At 35.0% G+C, this 19352-nt stretch carries 18 protein-coding genes and 1 CRISPR repeat array; of the genes, 16 read left to right on the top strand and 2 right to left on the bottom strand.

Annotated elements, in window-relative coordinates:
* The first annotated feature begins 188 nt into the window (after positions 1 to 188).
* Genes ACWZFG_RS09000 through ACWZFG_RS08985 form a run of 4 tightly spaced genes read left to right on the top strand, consistent with a single transcriptional unit; the run spans position 189 to position 4582 of the window.
* A complete protein-coding gene (locus tag ACWZFG_RS09000) occupies positions 189 to 2066 on the top strand; it encodes a spore germination protein (RefSeq protein WP_455577454.1) in 1878 nt (625 codons plus the stop codon).
* Positions 2066 to 3202 (top strand): GerAB/ArcD/ProY family transporter, encoded by a 1137-nt coding sequence (locus ACWZFG_RS08995; protein WP_455577453.1) that lies wholly within the window; start codon positions 2066 to 2068, stop codon positions 3200 to 3202. Before ACWZFG_RS09000 ends, ACWZFG_RS08995 begins: the two co-directional genes overlap by 1 nt.
* Positions 3178 to 4434 carry a Ger(x)C family spore germination protein gene (locus ACWZFG_RS08990; RefSeq protein WP_455577452.1) on the top strand — a complete coding sequence of 419 codons (1257 nt, stop codon included), beginning with the start codon at positions 3178 to 3180 and terminating at the stop codon, positions 4432 to 4434. The genes ACWZFG_RS08995 and ACWZFG_RS08990 overlap by 25 nt, the downstream gene beginning before the upstream one ends.
* Positions 4427 to 4582, top strand: coding sequence for a hypothetical protein (locus ACWZFG_RS08985; RefSeq protein ID WP_177506108.1), 156 nt, complete (start codon positions 4427 to 4429; stop codon positions 4580 to 4582). The genes ACWZFG_RS08990 and ACWZFG_RS08985 overlap by 8 nt, the downstream gene beginning before the upstream one ends.
* Positions 4583 to 4695: 113 nt before the next feature.
* Here the strand turns inward: ACWZFG_RS08985 and ACWZFG_RS08980 are convergent, their stop codons facing one another.
* Positions 4696 to 6882, bottom strand: coding sequence for a Tex family protein (locus tag ACWZFG_RS08980; protein ID WP_455577451.1), 2187 nt, complete (start codon positions 6880 to 6882; stop codon positions 4696 to 4698).
* A gap of 166 nt (positions 6883 to 7048) precedes the next feature.
* On the opposite strand from ACWZFG_RS08980, the gene ACWZFG_RS08975 reads away from it, so the two are divergent.
* The 3 genes from ACWZFG_RS08975 to ACWZFG_RS08965 all read left to right on the top strand — a co-directional run bounded on the left by ACWZFG_RS08975 (position 7049) and on the right by ACWZFG_RS08965 (position 8163).
* Positions 7049 to 7246, top strand: coding sequence for a ferritin-like domain-containing protein (locus ACWZFG_RS08975; RefSeq protein ID WP_147666816.1), 198 nt, complete (start codon positions 7049 to 7051; stop codon positions 7244 to 7246).
* 15 nt (positions 7247 to 7261) lie between these two features.
* Positions 7262 to 7546, top strand: a complete 285-nt coding sequence (locus ACWZFG_RS08970; RefSeq protein ID WP_147666814.1) for a spore coat protein — start codon at positions 7262 to 7264, stop codon at positions 7544 to 7546.
* A gap of 194 nt (positions 7547 to 7740) precedes the next feature.
* Positions 7741 to 8163, top strand: coding sequence for a Fur family transcriptional regulator (locus tag ACWZFG_RS08965; protein WP_177506110.1), 423 nt, complete (start codon positions 7741 to 7743; stop codon positions 8161 to 8163).
* Positions 8164 to 8290: 127 nt separating this feature from the next.
* On the opposite strand, the gene ACWZFG_RS08960 is transcribed toward ACWZFG_RS08965, so the two are convergent.
* Complete coding sequence (locus tag ACWZFG_RS08960; RefSeq protein ID WP_418626895.1) at positions 8291 to 8479, bottom strand: hypothetical protein; 189 nt, start codon at positions 8477 to 8479, stop codon at positions 8291 to 8293.
* 275 nt (positions 8480 to 8754) lie between these two features.
* Between ACWZFG_RS08960 and ACWZFG_RS08955 the strand changes: the two genes are divergently transcribed.
* The 9 genes from ACWZFG_RS08955 (at position 8755) to ACWZFG_RS08915 (ending at position 19124) form a co-directional block, all read left to right on the top strand.
* Entirely contained in the window at positions 8755 to 10110 is a 1356-nt protein-coding gene (locus ACWZFG_RS08955; RefSeq protein ID WP_177506112.1) for a phosphomannomutase/phosphoglucomutase, read from the top strand.
* A gap of 3 nt (positions 10111 to 10113) precedes the next feature.
* A complete protein-coding gene (locus ACWZFG_RS08950) occupies positions 10114 to 10923 on the top strand; it encodes an MBL fold metallo-hydrolase (protein WP_177506113.1) in 810 nt (269 codons plus the stop codon).
* A gap of 2 nt (positions 10924 to 10925) precedes the next feature.
* Positions 10926 to 12035, top strand: a complete 1110-nt coding sequence (locus tag ACWZFG_RS08945) for a S1C family serine protease (RefSeq protein ID WP_177506114.1) — start codon at positions 10926 to 10928, stop codon at positions 12033 to 12035.
* Positions 12036 to 12040: 5 nt separating this feature from the next.
* Entirely contained in the window at positions 12041 to 12520 is a 480-nt protein-coding gene (gene rlmH / locus ACWZFG_RS08940; protein ID WP_177506115.1) for a 23S rRNA (pseudouridine(1915)-N(3))-methyltransferase RlmH, read from the top strand.
* A 222-nt stretch (positions 12521 to 12742) separates the two neighbouring features.
* Complete coding sequence (locus ACWZFG_RS08935) at positions 12743 to 13210, top strand: pyridoxamine 5'-phosphate oxidase family protein (RefSeq protein WP_418626893.1); 468 nt, start codon at positions 12743 to 12745, stop codon at positions 13208 to 13210.
* 63 nt (positions 13211 to 13273) lie between these two features.
* Positions 13274 to 14398: a radical SAM protein gene (locus tag ACWZFG_RS08930; protein WP_455577450.1), complete on the top strand. Its 1125-nt coding sequence runs from the start codon at positions 13274 to 13276 to the stop codon at positions 14396 to 14398.
* A 186-nt stretch (positions 14399 to 14584) separates the two neighbouring features.
* Positions 14585 to 15211 carry a TraR/DksA C4-type zinc finger protein gene (locus tag ACWZFG_RS08925; protein WP_455577449.1) on the top strand — a complete coding sequence of 209 codons (627 nt, stop codon included), beginning with the start codon at positions 14585 to 14587 and terminating at the stop codon, positions 15209 to 15211.
* 287 nt (positions 15212 to 15498) lie between these two features.
* Positions 15499 to 16563 (top strand): HD-GYP domain-containing protein, encoded by a 1065-nt coding sequence (locus ACWZFG_RS08920; RefSeq protein ID WP_455577448.1) that lies wholly within the window; start codon positions 15499 to 15501, stop codon positions 16561 to 16563.
* A 555-nt stretch (positions 16564 to 17118) separates the two neighbouring features.
* Positions 17119 to 18286: a CRISPR direct-repeat array (repeat unit 30 nt; unit sequence ATTATTAGCTTACCTATAAGGAATTGAAAC).
* A 112-nt stretch (positions 18287 to 18398) separates the two neighbouring features.
* Entirely contained in the window at positions 18399 to 19124 is a 726-nt protein-coding gene (locus ACWZFG_RS08915) for a Fic family protein (RefSeq protein ID WP_177506120.1), read from the top strand.
* Positions 19125 to 19352 lie beyond the last annotated feature (228 nt).

Genomic DNA, 19352 nt, shown 5'->3' with positions numbered 1-19352 from the left:
AGAAAATTAATCACTCCAAATACCTTGAGACTTATTATAACATGGAGATATAGGAGAGTAAACTAATGAAAAGCTTGAATTTTATGCCTAAAGGGTAAGATGAAATTCAAGTTTTTTGCATAAAAATTTTGTTAATATTCTGTAATTTGGTCATACTAATTCCAAGTATCTGGAAGGAAGGTGTTTTTGTGGAACAAAACCAAAAAGGTTCTTTATATAAAAAGATATTTGAATATATTCAATATAAACCTAAAACGGAAGAAACTACTTTTGTTTTGCCAGAAACGGAAGAAGAACAATGGATTGCATATAACAAAACAAAAGCAAAAGCAAGTGTTTTAGATTGTCTATCGGATGTTACAAATGGAATAAAATCTTTATCTGAGGTTATTGAATTAGCGAAAGAAAAATGTGCGTCGGGAAAGTGGACAAAAGAAGATATAGAAATATTAAAAATTCGGTTAGAAATGTTAGAAATGCGAGCTGATGAATTAGAGCCAATTATTCTTGCCTATGAGCATGGCAATATGGACCGGGGAAGAATTAGTGTCAGCAGCAGTTTAATTGAGAACAAAACGACAATAGAAAGACTATACCATTTACCAAAAAATAAAGACATTCAAACTCGCGAATTTGAATTAAAAGGAAAAATCCCCGTTAAAATGATGTTAAATTACATTGATGGCATGGTTGATAAGCAATTGTTAACCTTGGCATTATTACAACCGTTGATGTTGTTTGAATATGAAAAAGAAGGGTTGATTGGTGAAAGTTTAACTGATAAATTGGTAAATAATTTTATTCCACACTTGCAGCCGCTTAAAATAACGACTTATCAAGATGTGACAAAAAGTATCAATGCTGGCGATTGTGTTTTATTTATTGAGGGTTCAAAAGAGGCATTGGGAATTGATGTAAAAGGATATAAAAGCCGTGGGATCGGAAAAGCGGAGATTGAGAAAACCACACGTGGTTCGCAAGCTGCGTTTGGTGAAGCATTGCGTCCAAATACTGCACTGATTCATGCTATGCTGCAAAGTACGAATCTAGTAACAGAATTATTTCCTTTAGGAAAAGTAAATGCGAAAAATTGTGCGGTAATGTATGTTGATGGAATTGTAAATGAAACGGCGAAAAAAGAATTAATTCGACGCATCAAAGGGGTAAAGCGTGATGATGTCTTTGATGCAGGCTCGTTTAGTCAAATGATTTCAGATAATAAACTTCAGTTTCCTGAAAATTTATCTACTGAGCGTCCCGATCGTGTAGTTGCAGCACTTATGCAAGGACGAATTGCCTTTATGGTTGATGGTGATCCCTTTGCTTATATTGCGCCAGTTAATCTGTGGGATTTTTTTCATAATCCGGAGGATTATGAAATGCGATTACCAGCGGCTATGTTTATGCGTATCTTGCGCTATACGGGTTTACTTTTAGCATTTTTTTTACCAAGTATATATATTGCGCTAGTATTATTTCATTATGAAGCAATACCAACAGAGATTCTTTTAGCGATATCTGGTTACAGGCAGTTTGTTCCATTTACTTCTGTCTTAGAGTTATTGATGATGATTTTTTCCTTTGAATTGATTCGGGAGGCAACGCTACGTGTACCAGGTCAGCTTGGAGGATCTATCGGTATTGTGGGGGCAATTATTCTTGGGCAGGCGGCAATCTCAGCAAAGTTAGTTAGTCCGCTATTAGTGGTTGTTGTTGCAATTACTGGACTAGCTTCCTATGTCATTCCTGAATATCGATTTGGATTTGCAGTGAGAATTACGCAATATGCAATGCTCTTTTCAGCTGCGATGATGGGCTTGGTTGGCGTAAGTATTGTATTTCTTTTAATCTTATTAGAAATGGTAGGATTAAAATCTTTAGGCGTTCCATTTTTAGCACCAATTATTCCTAAAACGTCGACGGTTACAGATATTTTACGGGTGCCTAATTCATATGAGAATGATTTATGGCGTCCAGATGAATTAAATACTGAGCGGGTACAGCGCAAATCAACAGCAAGTGAGTCATGGCGAGAAGAGAAGCCTACACAAAAGGAGGAAGAATAGTGAGTTATGGCATTGGAAAAATAAGTGCAGTAGAAGGCATGACCTTAGTAGCAATGTTGATTGTTCCGAGTATTTATCTCACAGAACCTAGTTTATCTATTGGGTTTGTGGGAAGCTCAGCTTGGCTGTTGAAAATTTGCAGTGGTTTGCTATTGCTAGGTCTTTTATTAGCAATCTTGAAAATCTATCAAAACTATATTGATAAATTTTGTAATGGACGAATGATCACATTTTTTAGTTTTGTACAAGGGGTATTAGGTCGTAGTGGGGGAATGATATTCTTTATTTTATGGGCAGTTTTGTTTCAACTTTCTACGGTTTTGATGATTAGAGAATTTACAGACCATACATTAATGACGACTTTAAAAACGGGAAATTTAAAATTAGTTTTACTTATTTTTGCTGCTGCTGTTTTTTTTATGATGCGCTATGGGTTAGAGGTAATTTTACGCTGTGCATATCTTTTGTTAGTTGTACGGGCGATTACTTTAATTATTTTACTTTTTTTGTTATTTTCCTCTTACGATGTTACGCAATTATTGCCATGGCAAGGCTATGGCATGGGGAGTTTAGCAAAATATTCTGTTTTAGACATTGGTACAGGAGCAACCTCGATGGCGATTTTTTTCATTATTCCGCATTTGCAAAATATTGCTACAATGAAAAAAAGTATTTTATATGGAATGGCATACGTAACCTTTTTTAAGATGATTTTAATTCTCATGATGATTATGACGTTTGGAATTATTGTTTCGCCAGAGCGCGTGTTGCTCTTTTATGAATTGGTTCGGTGTGTGAATTTATCGCAATATGTGCAGCGGGTGGACTCAATTTTTATTTTGATGTGGTTGACAGCAGGTTTGATGTCAATTGTAGTAACGCAATATTTATCGGTAATGATTTATTGTGAAGCTTTTAAATTAACGGATAGTAAAGCTTTAATGGCGATTGCAATGTTATTGACTACGAGTATAGCGATGTTGCCTGATTCAACAATTACCGCATTAACAATGAGTGGAATTTTTATTTATCAATGGTCAACGGCTTTTATGGTGTTTAGCTTTATTATTTTGGGGATTGGGTATTATGTGAAATGTCGGAGGAACAGCTCATGTGTTGGACAAGGCCTAAGATAATTATTGTAGTAAGTTTATTATTTGTTACTTTTTTATGTAGCGGTTGTATAGGAGGGCAAGAGGTAGATGATTTATCATTTATTTTGACCATTGGAATTGATAAGTCAGATGAACCTGATATGAATATATTTACTTTTCGCATTGCTATGCCTAGATCTTTTACGGGAGATTCTGGGGGAGAGAATAAAGATAAAACAAAACTTGTCAGTGTAAAATCGCCTAACATTACAGAAGCAATTCGACAACTGGGGATTGCGTTGAATCGTAATCCTGAGTTAAGCCATACCTCTGCTTTATTTATTAGTGAAGAGGTTGCAAAAGAAGGCATTTACCCATATTTGACGATGTTTCTACGTGAACAAGTATATTTAAATACGATGTCAATTTTGGTTATTGAAGGTGAGGCAAAGGAGGCTTTGAAAAAAAATACGGCTCCTTTTGAGCTTTTTCAATATCGATGGATAGATAGTTTAAAAAGAGTGCAAAAATTTGCCGCTAGTTCTCTAATTAATGATGTAAATCAATTTTATATGCAGATTAAGGAACCCACACATGCAGTTGCAACCGGATATGGAACCATTGTTGATAATAGCTTACAAAAGAAATCCCCAATGCCATTACCACATCAATCCATTCCACAGTATGGAGTGGAGGATTTTCCAAGAGAAGGCGGGACAGAATTAATTGTTGTAGGCTCAGCTATTTTTCGTGATTGGAAAATGGTTGGTAAGTTAAATATGAGTGAAGCGTTTGGCGCAGTGTTATTAAATAAAGGGATACAAACTACATTAACAGTTGAAGATCCATTTGCTGAAGAAAGAAAAATAAGTTTAGGTATAGATGTAAAAAATCCTAAAGTCGATGTTGATGTAGTTGATGAGAAAATGAAAATTGATATTAATATTATAGCGAATTGTGAGTTATCGGATGTTGTAACGGATATGGATTATACGAACAAAGAAAATCGTCAGACTATTGAGAAAAAAATTAATGAGGCAATAGAAAGTGGTGTTCAGGCCTATTTTAACGCAACACAGCCATTCGGTGCAGATTGTATTGAAATTAGCAATCAGTATCGAGCAAAGGTAGGAACATGGCAAGAATGGTCAAGCCATGATTGGCCGAATTTATATAGGAATGCAGAAGTTCATATTAAGGTGAATTCTAAATTAAAGCGCTCTGGTTTATTATGGAGAGAAGTAGATGAAAGAGGAGCAGGAGATAATGTATAAGTTATTTTTGGTTCTTTGGTTAGTTATGGCCGGAAATTTGGCTCTTGGATATGCGCGTTATGTTCATGATGATGAAAACAATAAGGCTGGTGCATTTGCAGTTTTCGCTTTGGTTATATTGGCTGCTGGGGCAGTATATATGGCTTAATAAAAAAATGCTGACTTCAAATAATATTTTTATTTGAAGTCAGCATTTTTTATTTTCTATCCGATGACGGGAAGTCTAATAGAGTAAAAAATCTACCTGAATTAGGTCCACTTTTATTTTGAGGATACTTGATCTTCTACTTGTTTTAAACTTAGTCCAATACGGTTTCTTTCCGCATCAATGGAGATAATCATAACATCAATAATATCGCCGACAGAAAGCACATCGAGTGGATGTTTAAAGTACTTGTGGCTGAGCTCGGAACGATGAATTAGTCCAGCTGTCTTAATTCCAATGTCGACAAATGCACCAAAATCAGTAATGTTGTGAACGGTTCCTTTAACTATTGTACCAACAGTTAAATCGGTCAGCTTTACAATACTTTTACGGGTAAGTGGTGCAGGCAAATCTTCGCGAGGATCGCGTCCGGGTTTGGCAAGAGCGGAAATAATATCGCGAATTGTTGGAAGACCTGCATCTAAAGTTTTCGCTAATTCTTCAGGGTTGATATTTTGTAATTTTTCCTGTAAATTAGCAAGTTTATTTTTATTGGTTAAATCTTCAAGTGAAAATCCGAGTTCTGTTAATAAAGCTTTAGCTAGATCGTAGGATTCTGGATGAACTGGTGTATGGTCAAGTGGCATGTCACTGCCATTAATTCTTAAAAAGCCTGCACATTGGGTAAAGGCAGCTTGTCCGAGACGTGCGACTCTTAATAATTCTTTACGGCTTTTAAACGCTTGGTGTTCATCGCGATAAGCAACAATATTTTTAGCAACTGATGCGTTAATGCCAGAGACATGCTTTAATAATTCAATAGAAGCTGTGTTTAGCTCGACACCAACATGATTTACGGCAGATTCAACAACTGTCGCTAATGTTGTTGTAAGTTCCTTTTGATTTACATCGTGTTGATATTGGCCAACACCAATGGATTTTGGATCAATTTTTACAAGTTCAGCCAGCGGATCTTGTATACGGCGGGCAATAGAGACAGCGCCGCGAATTGTTACATCGTATTCGGGCAATTCCTCTTTGGCGAGTTTTGAAGCGGAGTAAACGGAAGCGCCAGCTTCATTAGTAATTAAGTAATGCACGGCAAGGTTGTGATCTGCAATTAATTTTGCCGTGAATTCTTCTGTTTCATAAGAGGCTGTACCATTACCAATCGAGATAAGGGTAATCTGATGCTTTTTGATTAGGTTAAGGATTTTTTCGGCGGCTTGTTTACGTTGTTCATCGCTTGCAGTAACATAAATTACCCCGTGGTCCAGTACTGTTCCTGTTGGACCGATTACCGCGAGCTTACAACCCGTTCGATAGCCTGGATCTAAGCCAAGTACAGTATGCCCGGCGAGTGGCTGCTGTAATAAAAGTTGTTTTAAATTCAAACCAAAGACACGGATTGCTTGTTTTTCTGCGTTTTCAGTTAACTGTGTACGAATTTCACGTTCAAGTGCGGGAAATAGTAATCGTTTATATCCATCTGTGATTGCGGCAAGAATAGTGTCCGCAAAAATAGAAGAACCTCTGATGATTTGTTTGGCAATTAAATCAATATTCGTATCGTGATTTGTTGCTAATTTTACTTTCAGCAGCGATTTTTTTTCACCGCGATTAATCGCTAGAATACGATGCGATGGCAAACGATTTATGGGTTCACTATATTCACTGTACATCAAAAAGGCTTTACTTTCCTCGTTATCTGTAACAAGTGTTGTAGAGATTTGCCCGTATTGCCATAATTGGCGGCGAAGCATTGCGCGGATTTTTGCTTGTTCGCACACTGTTTCAGCGATGATATCCATAGCGCCGTTTAATGCATCTTCAGCGGTATGAATTTCTTTTTCTTCATTGATATATTGTATAGCATAATCCAAAGGATTGCCCTCAACTATCTTCTGCAAAAGGATAAGCTCAGCGAGGGGTTCAAGCCCTTTTTCTCGAGCAATTTGTGCACGAGTGCGTTTTTTGGGTTTGTAAGGTAAATAGAGATCTTCTAACTCTTGTAATTTCGTCGTTTTCTCAATCGCTGTTTTTAATTCAGGGGTAAGTTTTTCTTGTTCCTGAATACTGGCGATGATATCTTCTTGGCGTTTGATTAGATTGCGGAGATATTGCACACGCTCTTCAATAGAGCGAACTTTTTCTTCGTCTAATTCACCAGTAACCTCTTTGCGATATCTAGAAATAAAAGGAACGGTATTTCCCTCGTCAAGTAATTTTATTGTCGCATTTACTTGAACTGGTTTAACATCTAGTTCACGGGCAATAAAATTAGGGATTTCTGCTAAAATCATATAGTCACCAACTTTTCTTTTAATAGGAGTATTATAGCATAATTTAAAAATAAAATGAGGACTGAATCATTGATAAGAAAAATCTTCTTTGTAAAAAATGCACAATGTTTTGTGTATGATTTTACTTGATGTGTACAAAATAATGATGCAGGAAAGGAGGGGTAAAATGTTAACAGAAAAAGAGTTGCTTTTAATGGAAGATTTTTTAAATGCAGCACAAAGTTCATCTGATAGTATGAATAACTTGGCTAACTCATTGCAGGATGCGCAAACAAAACAATTATTTCAACAAATTTCACAGAAAAATAGTCAAAATGCACAGATGATTAGCAAGCATTTGAATGCAGGACAAAATATTCAATAATGTGGAGGTGTAAGAATGCCAAGCAAAATGAATGGTGAGGCAGATCAGTTTTCTGAACAAAATGTATTGCAGATAGCATTAAATGAAACAAAATTAATGGCAAATGGGATAAATACATGTATTTTAGAAGCAAGTGACGATCAACTCCGTCGCGATTACATGACTGTGCTAGGTGATGTATATTGCCAGCAAAAGCAAATCTACGATATTATGGAGCAAAAAGGTTATTATCAAACACAACAGGCAAAACCAGAAGCTGTTAATCAAGCAAAATCAAAATTTATGTCGCAAAGCAACTAATTCACAAAAACCCTTACATTAAAAATGTAAGGGTTTTTGTGAATTAGACAAATGTACATATTGACAAAAAATGAATTTTTCAGTTATGATATAAGCAGATAAAAATAAACGATAATTTTTGTTATTAAGGAAAATGTATTAGATGATATTGAACTTGATAAATGCAGTCAAGAGATAGAGAGGAGGAGAATAGAATGGATGAACAAAGTGTTACGAATTTACTAAGAGAAAAAGGTTTTAAAGTGACACCACAAAGGCTGGCAATTTATGATGTGTTGGCAAAGACAAAAGAACATCCAAGTGCCGAAATGATTTTTAATCAATTGCAGGAGTATTATCCAACGATGAGTTTGGCAACTGTTTATAAAACGATTGAAATACTAAAAGAAATCGGTTTAGTTCAGGTATTAAATGTTGGCGAAGACAGCTTCCGTTATGATGCAACCGTTGAAAATCATCCGCATATTCGTTGTATGGTATGTAAACGTGTAGATGATGTGGAAGAAGTGGATTCCAGTGATTTTATTGAAAAAATTAAAGAAAAAACTGCTTATCAATTAACAGGACAACAATTTTACTTTTATGGAATTTGTCCCAAATGTATGGTGAAGCATTAAGTTATAGTGATTAAGCACAAAATATGCGCAGAAAAGTATTTTTCTGCGCATATTTTGTCTGTTCAATTAAAAATAAAATCCTCCATTGGAGGAGGAAAGTGCCACAGCGTGATGGCGCTAATCCGAATTACTCTTCATCGTTTTGTGCTGAATTCATTTTGCTGTTGATACAACCAAGTAATTCAATAATTTTTTGATTTTGAGCGATAATCACTTCTTGGTTTTTTAATGCGCATGCAGCTTTTACATTTAACTCTTCTCTCGTATCACTCAATTCATGAGCTAAAGATTTTGCCATTTTTTCAACGTTAGGCATAAAGAACCTCCCTATATCAAAGTTTTGATTATTTGATTTGTGCTTGGTAGAAGTCTTTTTTTCTTGCTCATTTATGGGGCGAAGTTTTTTGGACATGACAACACATCCTCTATTTGTATTTAATTCATTTTATGCAAGAGTTAGAAAAATAGTTACGATATCCTATGTGCTTGTATTGTTTTTACGAAAAGGATAAAATAGATTTAAGTTTTGTTTATCTAAAGAGAGTATTGCTAGTCTGGGTTGAAATGTATTTGAGAAGGGATTTTAAATAGATGAGTGTTTTTAAAGCATGTGATATTCGTGGAATTGCAGAGAAGGATTTAACAGATGACGTTGTAACGCAGATTGCAAAAGCGGTTGGTGTAAAACTGAGTGGAAAGCGTATTGTGGTAGGGCATGATATAAGGCTGTCATCACCTCGTCTTAAAGAGATCGCAGTCAGGGAGCTGGCTGCATCAGGGTGCGAGGTTGTTGATATTGGTACAGTAGCAACGCCAATGTTTTACTATGCAGCAAAACATTGCAATGCTACTGGTGGGGTAATGATTACGGCCTCGCATAATCCTGCACCTTATAATGGATTTAAGTTACTGCTAGGTGATCAGCCGATTCGTGAAGCGGATATTTTAGCGATTAAAGATTTGTATGAGAAAAAAAGTGAGATTAGAAAAAATGGTAGTATTGAAAAATTTGATATTATCGATACGTATATTGCAGACATGGCAAAAAAAGCCGCGCCAGGCAGGTTGAAAATTGTTCTTGATGCAGGCAATGGCGCAGTTTCGGATTTTGCACCGAAGTTTTATCGTGCTTGTGGCTATGAAGTCGTTGAATTATTTTGTACGCCGGATGGTAATTTCCCTAATCGACCGCCAGATCCTGCATTGCCGGAAAACTTAACATTATTATGTGAAAAGGTAAAGGAATGTAAAGCTGATCTTGGAATTGCTTTTGACGGCGATGGAGACAGAGCGGGATTTGTCGATGAGACTGGACGAGCTGTAGATAATGATGACATTCTAGTATTATTGGCGCGTAATTTTCTTGAGCAAGAAAAGGGAACAGTTGTATATGATGCAAAATGTTCTATGGTAGTACCAGAGCAGATTGCGCTTGCAGGTGGAACTCCTTTGATGGCGAGAGCAGGGCATACGTTTATCAAAGAAAAGTTTTTACAAGAAAAGGCGGTATTTGCCGGTGAACTTAGCGGACATTTTTTCTTTTGTGAACTAGGGTATGATGATGGAATGTTTGCTGGTACAAAGGTTTGTGAATATGTCATGCATCATGGTAAGCTATCTGAATTAATCGACGCGATACCAAACTATATGTTAACGACGGAAATCAGAATAGAGTACTTACCGGATAATAAGGAAAAAGTTTTAGCTGAAATTGCAGCAAGGCTAAAAGGATATCAGGTCAATTTAATTGATGGCGTACGCGTAGAATTTTCCGATGGATGGGGCATGATTCGCTCTTCTGTGACTCAGCCATTATTCACGCTTCGTTTTGAAGCGCATACACAACCTCGATTGCTTGAGATTGAAGAAGTTTTATTAAAAGCCTTACCATTAAATTTGCGTGAAGAGGTACGTGAAAAATTGCTAGATGTAAATGAGGGAAAATAATTTATGCGGGTTTCAGTATTAGCAAGCGGCAGTTCGGGAAATGCTACTTTTATTCAGATGGGAGAAACGAAATTACTCGTTGATGCAGGGATTAGTGCTAGACGAATTAAAAACTCTTTAGCTGAAATTGGCGTAGCAATTGAAGAACTGCAAGGCATTTTAATTACACATGAGCATCGCGATCATATTAATGGATTGGTTACGTTGACGAAAAAATATCAATTACCAATTTATTCGCGAGCGAATACGTTTCGCCAGATGTATTGTCGGGATTTATTGGCAGACCGTTGTTGTAATGCAATTGTCGATTGTCTGGCGATTGGTGATATTCGGATTGAATCATTTAGCATCTCCCATGATGCGGCTGATCCAGTCGGATATTCTTTGTATCGCCAAGGATTAAAGTGCACAGTAGCAACGGACTTAGGTTTCGTTACAACTGGGGTACAAAAAGCTTTAGATGATTCTGATGTGGTTGTGCTAGAGGCGAATCATGATGTAGATTTATTGCAGCAAAATCCAGCGTATCCACAAACACTTAAACAGCGAATTTTAAGTAACCGCGGTCATTTGTCCAATCAAGATGCGGCGTGGGCATTGGTGAAGATGCGCAAGAAAAAGCATTGCAAAGTGTTATTGGCGCACTTGAGTGATGAAAATAATAAACCAGATTTAGCATATGATACAATCTGCAAGATAGTAAGTAAACAAGGCTGCGATTTAATTGGAAGTATGGATATTAAAGTAACAAAACCGGATGAAACGGTGAGCTTAGATGATAAGTATAATCTGCGAAGTGAAGGAGTTGGATAGGAATGAATCAATGGAAAAAATTTAGACCTTATATACTTACTTTAGTAATTGGAATTATGTTTGGTGCAACATTATTAGCGGGATGTTCTAGTAGATTTTTTGCAAGTGAAGCACCAAAAGAAAAAGCAGAAGCGAGCAATTTGGCTGCTCCGACACCTGCTGATTTATCTGATGCAAGGAATACACCAATCGTACGGGCGGCACATAGTGTAGCTCCAGCAGTTGTTGGTATTACGAATAAAGCAGTAGCAAGAGATTGGTTCAATCGCAAAGTTATCGTTGACCAAGGGACTGGATCAGGGGTTATATTTGATGCGAATGGTTATATCGTAACGAACAATCATGTGGTAGAAAATGCACAAGAGATTGTTGTTTCTTTATCCGATGGCAGAACGTTGAATGGTAAGGTTGTAGGTACGGATCCAGCAACGGATTTAGCGGTAGTCAAAGTAGAGGAAACGGGACTACCAACCGCTACTTTTGGAGATTCTGATGGAATTATGGTAGGCGAACCGGCGATTGCAATCGGAAATCCATTGGGGTTAGAGTTTCAAGGAAGTGTAACGACTGGAGTAATCAGTGCGCTTAACCGCTCAATTGAAATTGGCGAACGTCGGTTTAAATTAATTCAGACAGATGCGGCGATTAATCCTGGAAACTCAGGTGGCGCTTTAGTCAATGCAGATGGTCAGGTAATTGGAATTAACAGTGCAAAAATTGCTGTAAGTGGAGTAGAAGGAATTGGACTTGCAATACCAATCAATACGGCAAGACCAATTATCCAAGCATTGATTGATCAGGGTAAAGTAGTGAGACCATATCTTGGGGTAGGGGTGTTTGATAAAGCGACAGCGGCACAGAATGGATATCAATTAAATATTAATGCTGGTGTTTATGTCATGAACGTAACTTTAGGCTCACCGGCAGATAAACTTGGAATTAAAAAAGGCGATATTATATTAAAAATTAATGATACTGAAACAAATAGTGTTGTTGATTTAAGAACGGCAATTGCTGAATGTGCAGTTGGGGATACAATAAAAGTAACCTTTGTCCGCAAGGGAAATCAGCATACGGAATCCGTTCAATTAGAAGAAATGCCAACGGAATAACAAAGATGAGAATAACAATCGTAGCCGCTGGCAAGATTAAAGAAAAATATTTGACGGCTGGAATTAGTGAGTTTACAAAACGCATTACGCCTTATGCAAAGTTAAACATTGTAGAAATTGATGAAGAAAAAATGCCGGAAAATCCGTCAGAAGCAGAAAAACAAAAGACGCTTACCAAAGAAGGTGAACGTCTACTAAAGCAAGTTCCAGAAGGAAGTTATCTCGTTGTACTTGATGTGTTTGGAAAAAATATTTCCTCAGAAGAATTAGCAGGAAATATTCAGCAGTTAGGGGTGCAAGGAACGAGTCATATTACCTTTTTAATTGGTGGAGCCTTTGGCTTATCTAAAGAAGTCCGCCAAGCTGCAAAAGAAAAATTAAGCTTTTCAAAAATGACATTTACGCATCAAATGGTAAGATTACTACTCGTCGAACAAGTTTATCGCGCATTTAAAATTATGCGTGGTGAGAAATATCACTGGTAGTGGTGCAGAATGTCCTCCAGACTGTAATTTTAGGAATTGAGTTCGTTGATATAGTCTGATATCTAGTAAGAGTATTAAAAGCCAGCGATGTTTATTTCATAATGCGAATTAGAAGTTATCGCTGTTTATGCTTTTAAAAGATTGTACTTAGAGAAACAAAGCGATCTATTTTTCAACGGGGATTCATAAAGTAGCCTGGAATATCAAACTGGGGGTAATATAATGTTCAAAGAGATGCGAAGAAAAGAAAAATTGATGAGTGAAGACACAATGGGGAATATCCTTCGTAAAGCAGGGTTTGGAACTCTGGCCTGTATAGGAGCGGATGGCTATCCTTACTCAGTCCCACTTAATTATGTTTATGAAAATGATAAAATTTATTTTCATTCGGCTAAATCAGGGCAGAAGATTGATCATATAAAATTTCAAAATAATGTATGTTTTTCAGTTGTTAGCTACTACAAGATTTTGCCTGAAAAGTTTGATACTGAATATGATAGCGTGATTGTTTTTGGCAAAGCGCATTGTGTAGGCGATGCTTCGGAGAAGAGTCAAGCGCTTAAGCTGTTGATTAAAAAATATTCCGAGAACTATTTGGCAGAGGGGACGGATTACATCCAGAGATCGTCCAATGCGACGGCTGTATACCGAATTGATATAGAGCACAAGACGGGAAAACTTGGTAGGTAGTGCAATATTCACGCATTTGACGTATAATTTGAAGTATTAGATTAAGCAGATAGGCGGTATGTTATGAAAATTTCTAAGCAAGATGCGTTGATATGGTTTGATTTTTTTGCGCAATTACCAGAGGATGAAGAGATTAATGTAAAACATGAAGAAATTATTTACGCTACTTTTGCGCAAATTGAAGAAGCGGTTGATGATAGAAATAATAAGCTGATGGCTCAAATTAAAGGGTTAAGAACGTTAGAAAATAGAACTCTTTTTGTGGGGAATGAAAGCAAATTCCCGCAAGGCTGTCGCTCTTGTCTATTAGGTACTGGGTTAAGTGCGATTAGGAAAACGAACAAGTGTAACTTGGAGTGTAAATTCTGTTATAATTATGGGGAACTAGACGATATTCATCCAGTTGGCGAAGGTATGTGGGAAATTGGTGGAACAAAATTCTACGAAAAGGATATTGATTTACTTCTTTCTATTCACCAAAAACCTACGGGGATTTCCTATGTTTATTTAGAACCCTTTATGGAAATTGAAAAATATTACTCGGTGATAAAGAAATTTGCTGCGGCAAACATTCATCAGCATTTATACACAAATGGAACTTTGGCCACAGAAGCGACTTTGAAAGCGTTAGGGGAAGCTGGCCTTGATGAGATACGTTTCAACTTAGGTGCATCTAATTGCGCGGATAAAGTTATTAAAAATATTGGAATTGCTAAAAAATACATTAAAAATGTAGGGATTGAAACGCCAATGACGCCTGAGTTTTTCGAAGCATTTTTCAAGAAAAAACAAGCGATTTTTGCAACGAAACTTGATTTTATCAACTGTGCGGAATTGCATTTGAATGAGAATAATATCAACAATTATTATGGGGAAAATATGTACATTTCAAGACATGGCTATATATCGCCAATTTGGAGTAGAGAGCTAACTTTGAAATTCATGAAAGTAGCGGATGATGAAAATTGGGATTTAGCAGTTCATGATTGTTCAAACAATACAAAGTTTGCTAGAAGTCTAAACTTGAGCAGTAAATCGGATATGTGGTTTGGCGCTAGTAACTATGCCAGTGAATTTTCTATGATTCCCTATGAAATATTTATCCCGATCTTAAATGATGATAATTTTAAATTTTTAAAAGAAGAAGAACTGCCTGAAGATTACAAACCCGAACTTATAGAATTTTAGAATATGGGATTGTTTACTTTTAAAAATTTAATGAGTAATAAAAAATAAATGCATGTAAACATTTTTACATGCATTTATTTTGAGTATTGGCATTTTTAATTTGGAAATATTTTAGTTGAAATTTATGTTTTATTATTTAAAACTCTCGGAGATGATATTAATAAATCCACGAGAGGAGATTTTATAATGCCTAAATTTTCAAAAGAAAAATTAAAAATGTTTGAAAGCAAGCTTCTTTCAGAAAAAGAACAACTTTTACAGACGGTATCGGCAATAGAGGAAGCCGGGCTAAAAGATACAATGGCAGATACATCGACAGAACTTTCTATGTATGATAATCATCCTGCAGATATAAGTGACCAGGTTTTTGAACGCAGTAAAGATGTAGCGCTAATAGATAATGCAAATGTTGCATTAAAAAGAATAGAAATGGCGCTAGATAAAATACAAGAAGGAACTTATGGAGAGTGTAATCATTGTGGAAAATCTATTGCGGTAGAACGGCTCGAAGTTTTGCCGTCTGCTACTTTATGCATATCATGTCAGGAAGAAGCTGATGAAAGAGAGTTAACCTTACGTCCTTTGGAAGAAGAGGTTTTAGTTCCGCCTTTCTATCAAAACTATTTAGTGTATGACCGATCATATGATGATGGCGTTGAACCAATAGATATTTTACAATCGGTAATGAAATATGGAAGTTCAGATTCACCTGCTGATACCCCAAATATAGATGACGATGATCGATACCCAAGTAGTAATGATGAACAATTACACATTATTAGGGACTCTGATCCTATAATTGATGATGATTAAAACGAAAAATGACAATAATCTTAAAATAGATTGTTGTCATTTTTCTTATTTTTTTGGGTATAAATGAATGATTAAAAAGGTAATCGATTCAATCATTTCTATTTCTAGAATAAGATAGATGATAAATATATGGGACTTAAGGTCGTTTCTTTTTTATTGGCTGTTAAAGTATAATTAATGCAGGGATATCAATTAGATAATGAGTGGGTGTCCTTTATATTGAAGATAAGCTACGAAAAATAGTACATCTTTATTGGATTTTACTGGATTAAGGGAGAAGTTGTATTATGACTAAAATGGTGGCAGTAAAAGATTTAGTCCCAGGCGATATTCTTGCAGATGAAGTTTTGTCTATCTCTGGAAAAGTGCTTCTTGGAAAAGAAGTTGCATTAACTAATCGACACATTTCTTTGTTGAATACTTGGGATATTCAAAGTGTATTTATTGACTCTGATGAAGAAGAGATGGAAGAGGCTGAAAATAAAGATTTTGTAAGTAATCAATTTATAGTAAAAGAAGATCAGCCATCTTCTAATGAATATATAAGATTTAATCAAGACTATGATTCGATAGTAACCAATATTGTACAATCTTTTGATATTATAAAACAGCATAGAATTATACCGGTTTCTCAAATGAAGGGTAATGCAGGAAAAATATATTCCTCTATTGAGAGCAATTTTGAAATATTGAATCATTTGCTTGTTAGTGATAACAATTTAGCGGATTGCATTTCTAGGCATTCTGTGATGGTCGCTTATTTTTCTGGTATAATCGCTAGGCAGATGAATTGGAGTCAGCAAGATATAGAAGGTGTAACCGTTGCAGCGTTATTGCATGATATAGGAAGTTTGGTTGTAGATAGAAAACCAATTTCCCATAAAAGTGCATATCTTTCAGAGACTGCAGGTTTGCTTAAATTGGCGAATGGGTTGTCTGCGGAAATCATATTGGGAATTGTACAACATCGGGAATATATGAATGGAACCGGTTTTCCAAGAGGAACTAAGGGGCTTCAGATTCATCCATATGCTAGGATTCTTTCAATTGCTGATAACTTTCATAATTATACATATAATGAGAAGGGAATAAATCCATTTCCAATACTAGAGTTATTTAAACGTGAAATGTATGGAAAATTCGATACGGATATATGTCAGACTTTTATTTCACGTGTTAAAGATACACTGATATTAAATAAAGTTATCCTATCCAATAATCAAGAAGCAGAAGTTATTTTTTTAAATAAGAATAATTATGAAGAGCCAATCGTAAAGTGCTTAGATAATCAAATTATTGATTTATCAAAAAGAAAAGATTTAAGAATTTCTCGAATTGTTACTTTCAATTAGCGTGGATTAGCAATAATTGATGAAGAACTTTTAAAAGTTGAATAGTTCATAAAAGTTGTCAATGAAAATTGGTTAAACTTATTACTCCCTAGGGTAATTAGTTATAATGCGATGGAAAGCATAATTAGTATTAAATTTAAGTTAGATTATACTATTTTTAAATACAGTTAGAGTATTAATTATTTTTCTTTTAATCTTCAGTGTATTTTATATGATGAAAAAGTTTCAGCGTATTTCGAATATGGCGATGTATTTATTACTTCTTATCTTTAGACAATAAATTGATTTCTGACAAATAAATTATTGAAGAAGGTAAAGAAATTCTTGAATTAAAATGAATTTTAGAGATAAAATAGGGATAGAGTTTTTTATAAATATACAATAAACCATTTATTAAAAGTCGTCGACCGACAGTAGTGTAAAAAATACTAGACATCGACGACTTTTTTAGGTCAATTTTAAATGGATGACGAGTAAAAGATAAAAAATTTATGCTTTTTTATCTTTATGCACTAGAAAATGTATAATTTTACATGTTTTTTATTATATAATAGGATTATTAGCTTACCTATAAGGAATTGAAACATTTTCCGATTTCGCTAGTGGTGCGTGAATCCGCATCATTATTAGCTTACCTATAAGGAATTGAAACTAAAAATGGAAACATTTATGTCGATTATGGATGGATAATTATTAGCTTACCTATAAGGAATTGAAACTCGTTCCGATGGAAGTAGACATATTTTCAGTAAAAGGAATTATTAGCTTACCTATAAGGAATTGAAACTAAGTTGTTTTCAAAATACTAAGCTTTTCATCTTCATATTATTAGCTTACCTATAAGGAATTGAAACATCTAATTGAAGCTGATCGCATTAAAACGCCCCCAACATTATTAGCTTACCTATAAGGAATTGAAACTTGCTTTTATTTCATCTTCTAAATTTTTTAGTTCACATTCATTATTAGCTTACCTATAAGGAATTGAAACTCTTTAAAATAAGGCTCAAGTTAATACTTTTAACAAGATTATTAGCTTACCTATAAGGAATTGAAACTCTACTTTCATTTCATCAGAAATATTTTCTTCAAATGATTATTAGCTTACCTATAAGGAATTGAAACAATGCTTCTTCTCGATGAATCGTCGTTTCTGAAACCCCATTATTAGCTTACCTATAAGGAATTGAAACACATCCATGATTAATACCCCTTTCTTTATTTCGGGATTATTAGCTTACCTATAAGGAATTGAAACGGGGGTAATAATGATGCAGGTAAGATTGAGTGATATAGATTATTAGCTTACCTATAAGGAATTGAAACTATCTATGAAAGCTATTATTGAGGTTACAGTCAAAATTATTAGCTTACCTATAAGGAATTGAAACTTGTTTATAAAAATCATATTCGTTTTCCATTCTCCATTATTAGCTTACCTATAAGGAATTGAAACACTGGTACTCCAAAGATTCTTCCGACACCTTCGGATTATTAGCTTACCTATAAGGAATTGAAACCGCGATTGCTAATGCCAAATACCCAGGTGTTAGGGGATTATTAGCTTACCTATGAGGAATTGAAACAGTGCGTTTCTGGCTTGCTCCACAGCTTCCTCCGGGTTCATTATTAGCTTACCTATGAGGAATTGAAACTAATGTTCTCAGAGAGATTTTGTATCTGTTCAAGTTGTATTATTAGCTTACCTATGAGGAATTGAAACTCTGTGTTATCTGTATTTTTATAATTAACTTTTATTGTATGGAATGAAGTGTACAGAATTGGTAAAATTATATATACTTTTATTATTAAAGCTTTATAAGGAGGGGTAATCATTGTTCGAAAAAATAGATGAAAAGCAATTAGAAATAAATCGCTATAGACCGCTGAATCATATACAGTTAAATGAATTAAAAGATTATTATAAAATTGGTTTGGTGTATTCATCTAATGCCATCGAAGGCAATACATTAGACATATCTGAGACGAAAGTTGTTCTCGAAGATGGTATTACTATTGGTGGAAAGCCAATGAAAGATCATTTGGAGGTAATTGGGAGTGGTGCAGCTTTTGATGAGATGATACATATGATTAATGATAAAAAAGAATTAACAGAGCAGTCAATAAAGCGATTACATAAAGTATTGTACGCGCCTATCGATATAAAAAATGCCGGTGTTTATAGAAAAAAACAAGTATATATTAGTGGTTCAGAATACAGCGTAGCAACTGCTAGTGAGATTGCTTTAAAAATGAAAGAGTTTATATTGAAAATGACTGAAATCAAAGATACTATACATCCCGTTGAGTATGCAGCAAGATTTCATCAGGAATTAGTATATATACATCCATTTATTGATGGAAACGGACGATTATGTAGGACGCTTATGAATTTGATTTTTTTGCAATATGGGTATCCTATCGTATGTATTTCTCCAATTGTAAAAGCTGATTATATTAGAGCCTTAGAGCAGGGACATAAAAATCCAAATCTATTTATTAAATTTATCGCAGAGCAAGTAATAGAAGGACAAAGAGATTATCTTAGATTGGTAAAGTAAAGAACAAAAATCATCAAGTTCTAGCACTATAAAAATGCTAAACCTTGATGATTTTTTTGTTTCAAAGATAAAATAGGTATCTCCTTAATGAATTATATAGTATGCAATAGTTAAACACTTTATGTATTATTACGGAGGAAAAACAAGGAAAATGTAGAATTTATTATTAGATGCTAATTTAAACAATCATTTTGTAATACATCATATCGAAGCGGAGAGAAAACAGGT

This window comes from Anaerosinus sp., assembly GCF_965318445.1.
The sequence above is the reverse complement of the archived record's forward strand: the minus strand, read 5'-3'. Positions and strand labels throughout refer to the sequence as shown.

Excerpts from the sequence above, each read along its gene's own strand:
- ACWZFG_RS08925 (WP_455577449.1), top strand. The coding sequence starts at position 14,585 with ATGCCTAAATTTTCAAAAGAAAAATTAAAAATGTTTGAAAGCAAGCTT.
- ACWZFG_RS08990 (WP_455577452.1), top strand. The coding sequence starts at position 3,178 with ATGTGTTGGACAAGGCCTAAGATAATTATTGTAGTAAGTTTATTATTT.
- ACWZFG_RS08970 (WP_147666814.1), top strand. The coding sequence starts at position 7,262 with ATGCCAAGCAAAATGAATGGTGAGGCAGATCAGTTTTCTGAACAAAAT.
- ACWZFG_RS08930 (WP_455577450.1), top strand. The coding sequence starts at position 13,274 with ATGAAAATTTCTAAGCAAGATGCGTTGATATGGTTTGATTTTTTTGCG.
- ACWZFG_RS08985 (WP_177506108.1), top strand. The coding sequence starts at position 4,427 with ATGTATAAGTTATTTTTGGTTCTTTGGTTAGTTATGGCCGGAAATTTG.
- ACWZFG_RS08935 (WP_418626893.1), top strand. The coding sequence starts at position 12,743 with ATGTTCAAAGAGATGCGAAGAAAAGAAAAATTGATGAGTGAAGACACA.
- ACWZFG_RS08965 (WP_177506110.1), top strand. The coding sequence starts at position 7,741 with ATGGATGAACAAAGTGTTACGAATTTACTAAGAGAAAAAGGTTTTAAA.
- ACWZFG_RS08960 (WP_418626895.1), bottom strand. The coding sequence starts at position 8,479 with ATGCCTAACGTTGAAAAAATGGCAAAATCTTTAGCTCATGAATTGAGT.
- ACWZFG_RS08950 (WP_177506113.1), top strand. The coding sequence starts at position 10,114 with ATGCGGGTTTCAGTATTAGCAAGCGGCAGTTCGGGAAATGCTACTTTT.
- ACWZFG_RS08920 (WP_455577448.1), top strand. The coding sequence starts at position 15,499 with ATGACTAAAATGGTGGCAGTAAAAGATTTAGTCCCAGGCGATATTCTT.
- ACWZFG_RS08975 (WP_147666816.1), top strand. The coding sequence starts at position 7,049 with ATGTTAACAGAAAAAGAGTTGCTTTTAATGGAAGATTTTTTAAATGCA.
- ACWZFG_RS08945 (WP_177506114.1), top strand. The coding sequence starts at position 10,926 with ATGAATCAATGGAAAAAATTTAGACCTTATATACTTACTTTAGTAATT.
- rlmH (WP_177506115.1), top strand. The coding sequence starts at position 12,041 with ATGAGAATAACAATCGTAGCCGCTGGCAAGATTAAAGAAAAATATTTG.
- ACWZFG_RS08980 (WP_455577451.1), bottom strand. The coding sequence starts at position 6,882 with ATGATTTTAGCAGAAATCCCTAATTTTATTGCCCGTGAACTAGATGTT.
- ACWZFG_RS08955 (WP_177506112.1), top strand. The coding sequence starts at position 8,755 with ATGAGTGTTTTTAAAGCATGTGATATTCGTGGAATTGCAGAGAAGGAT.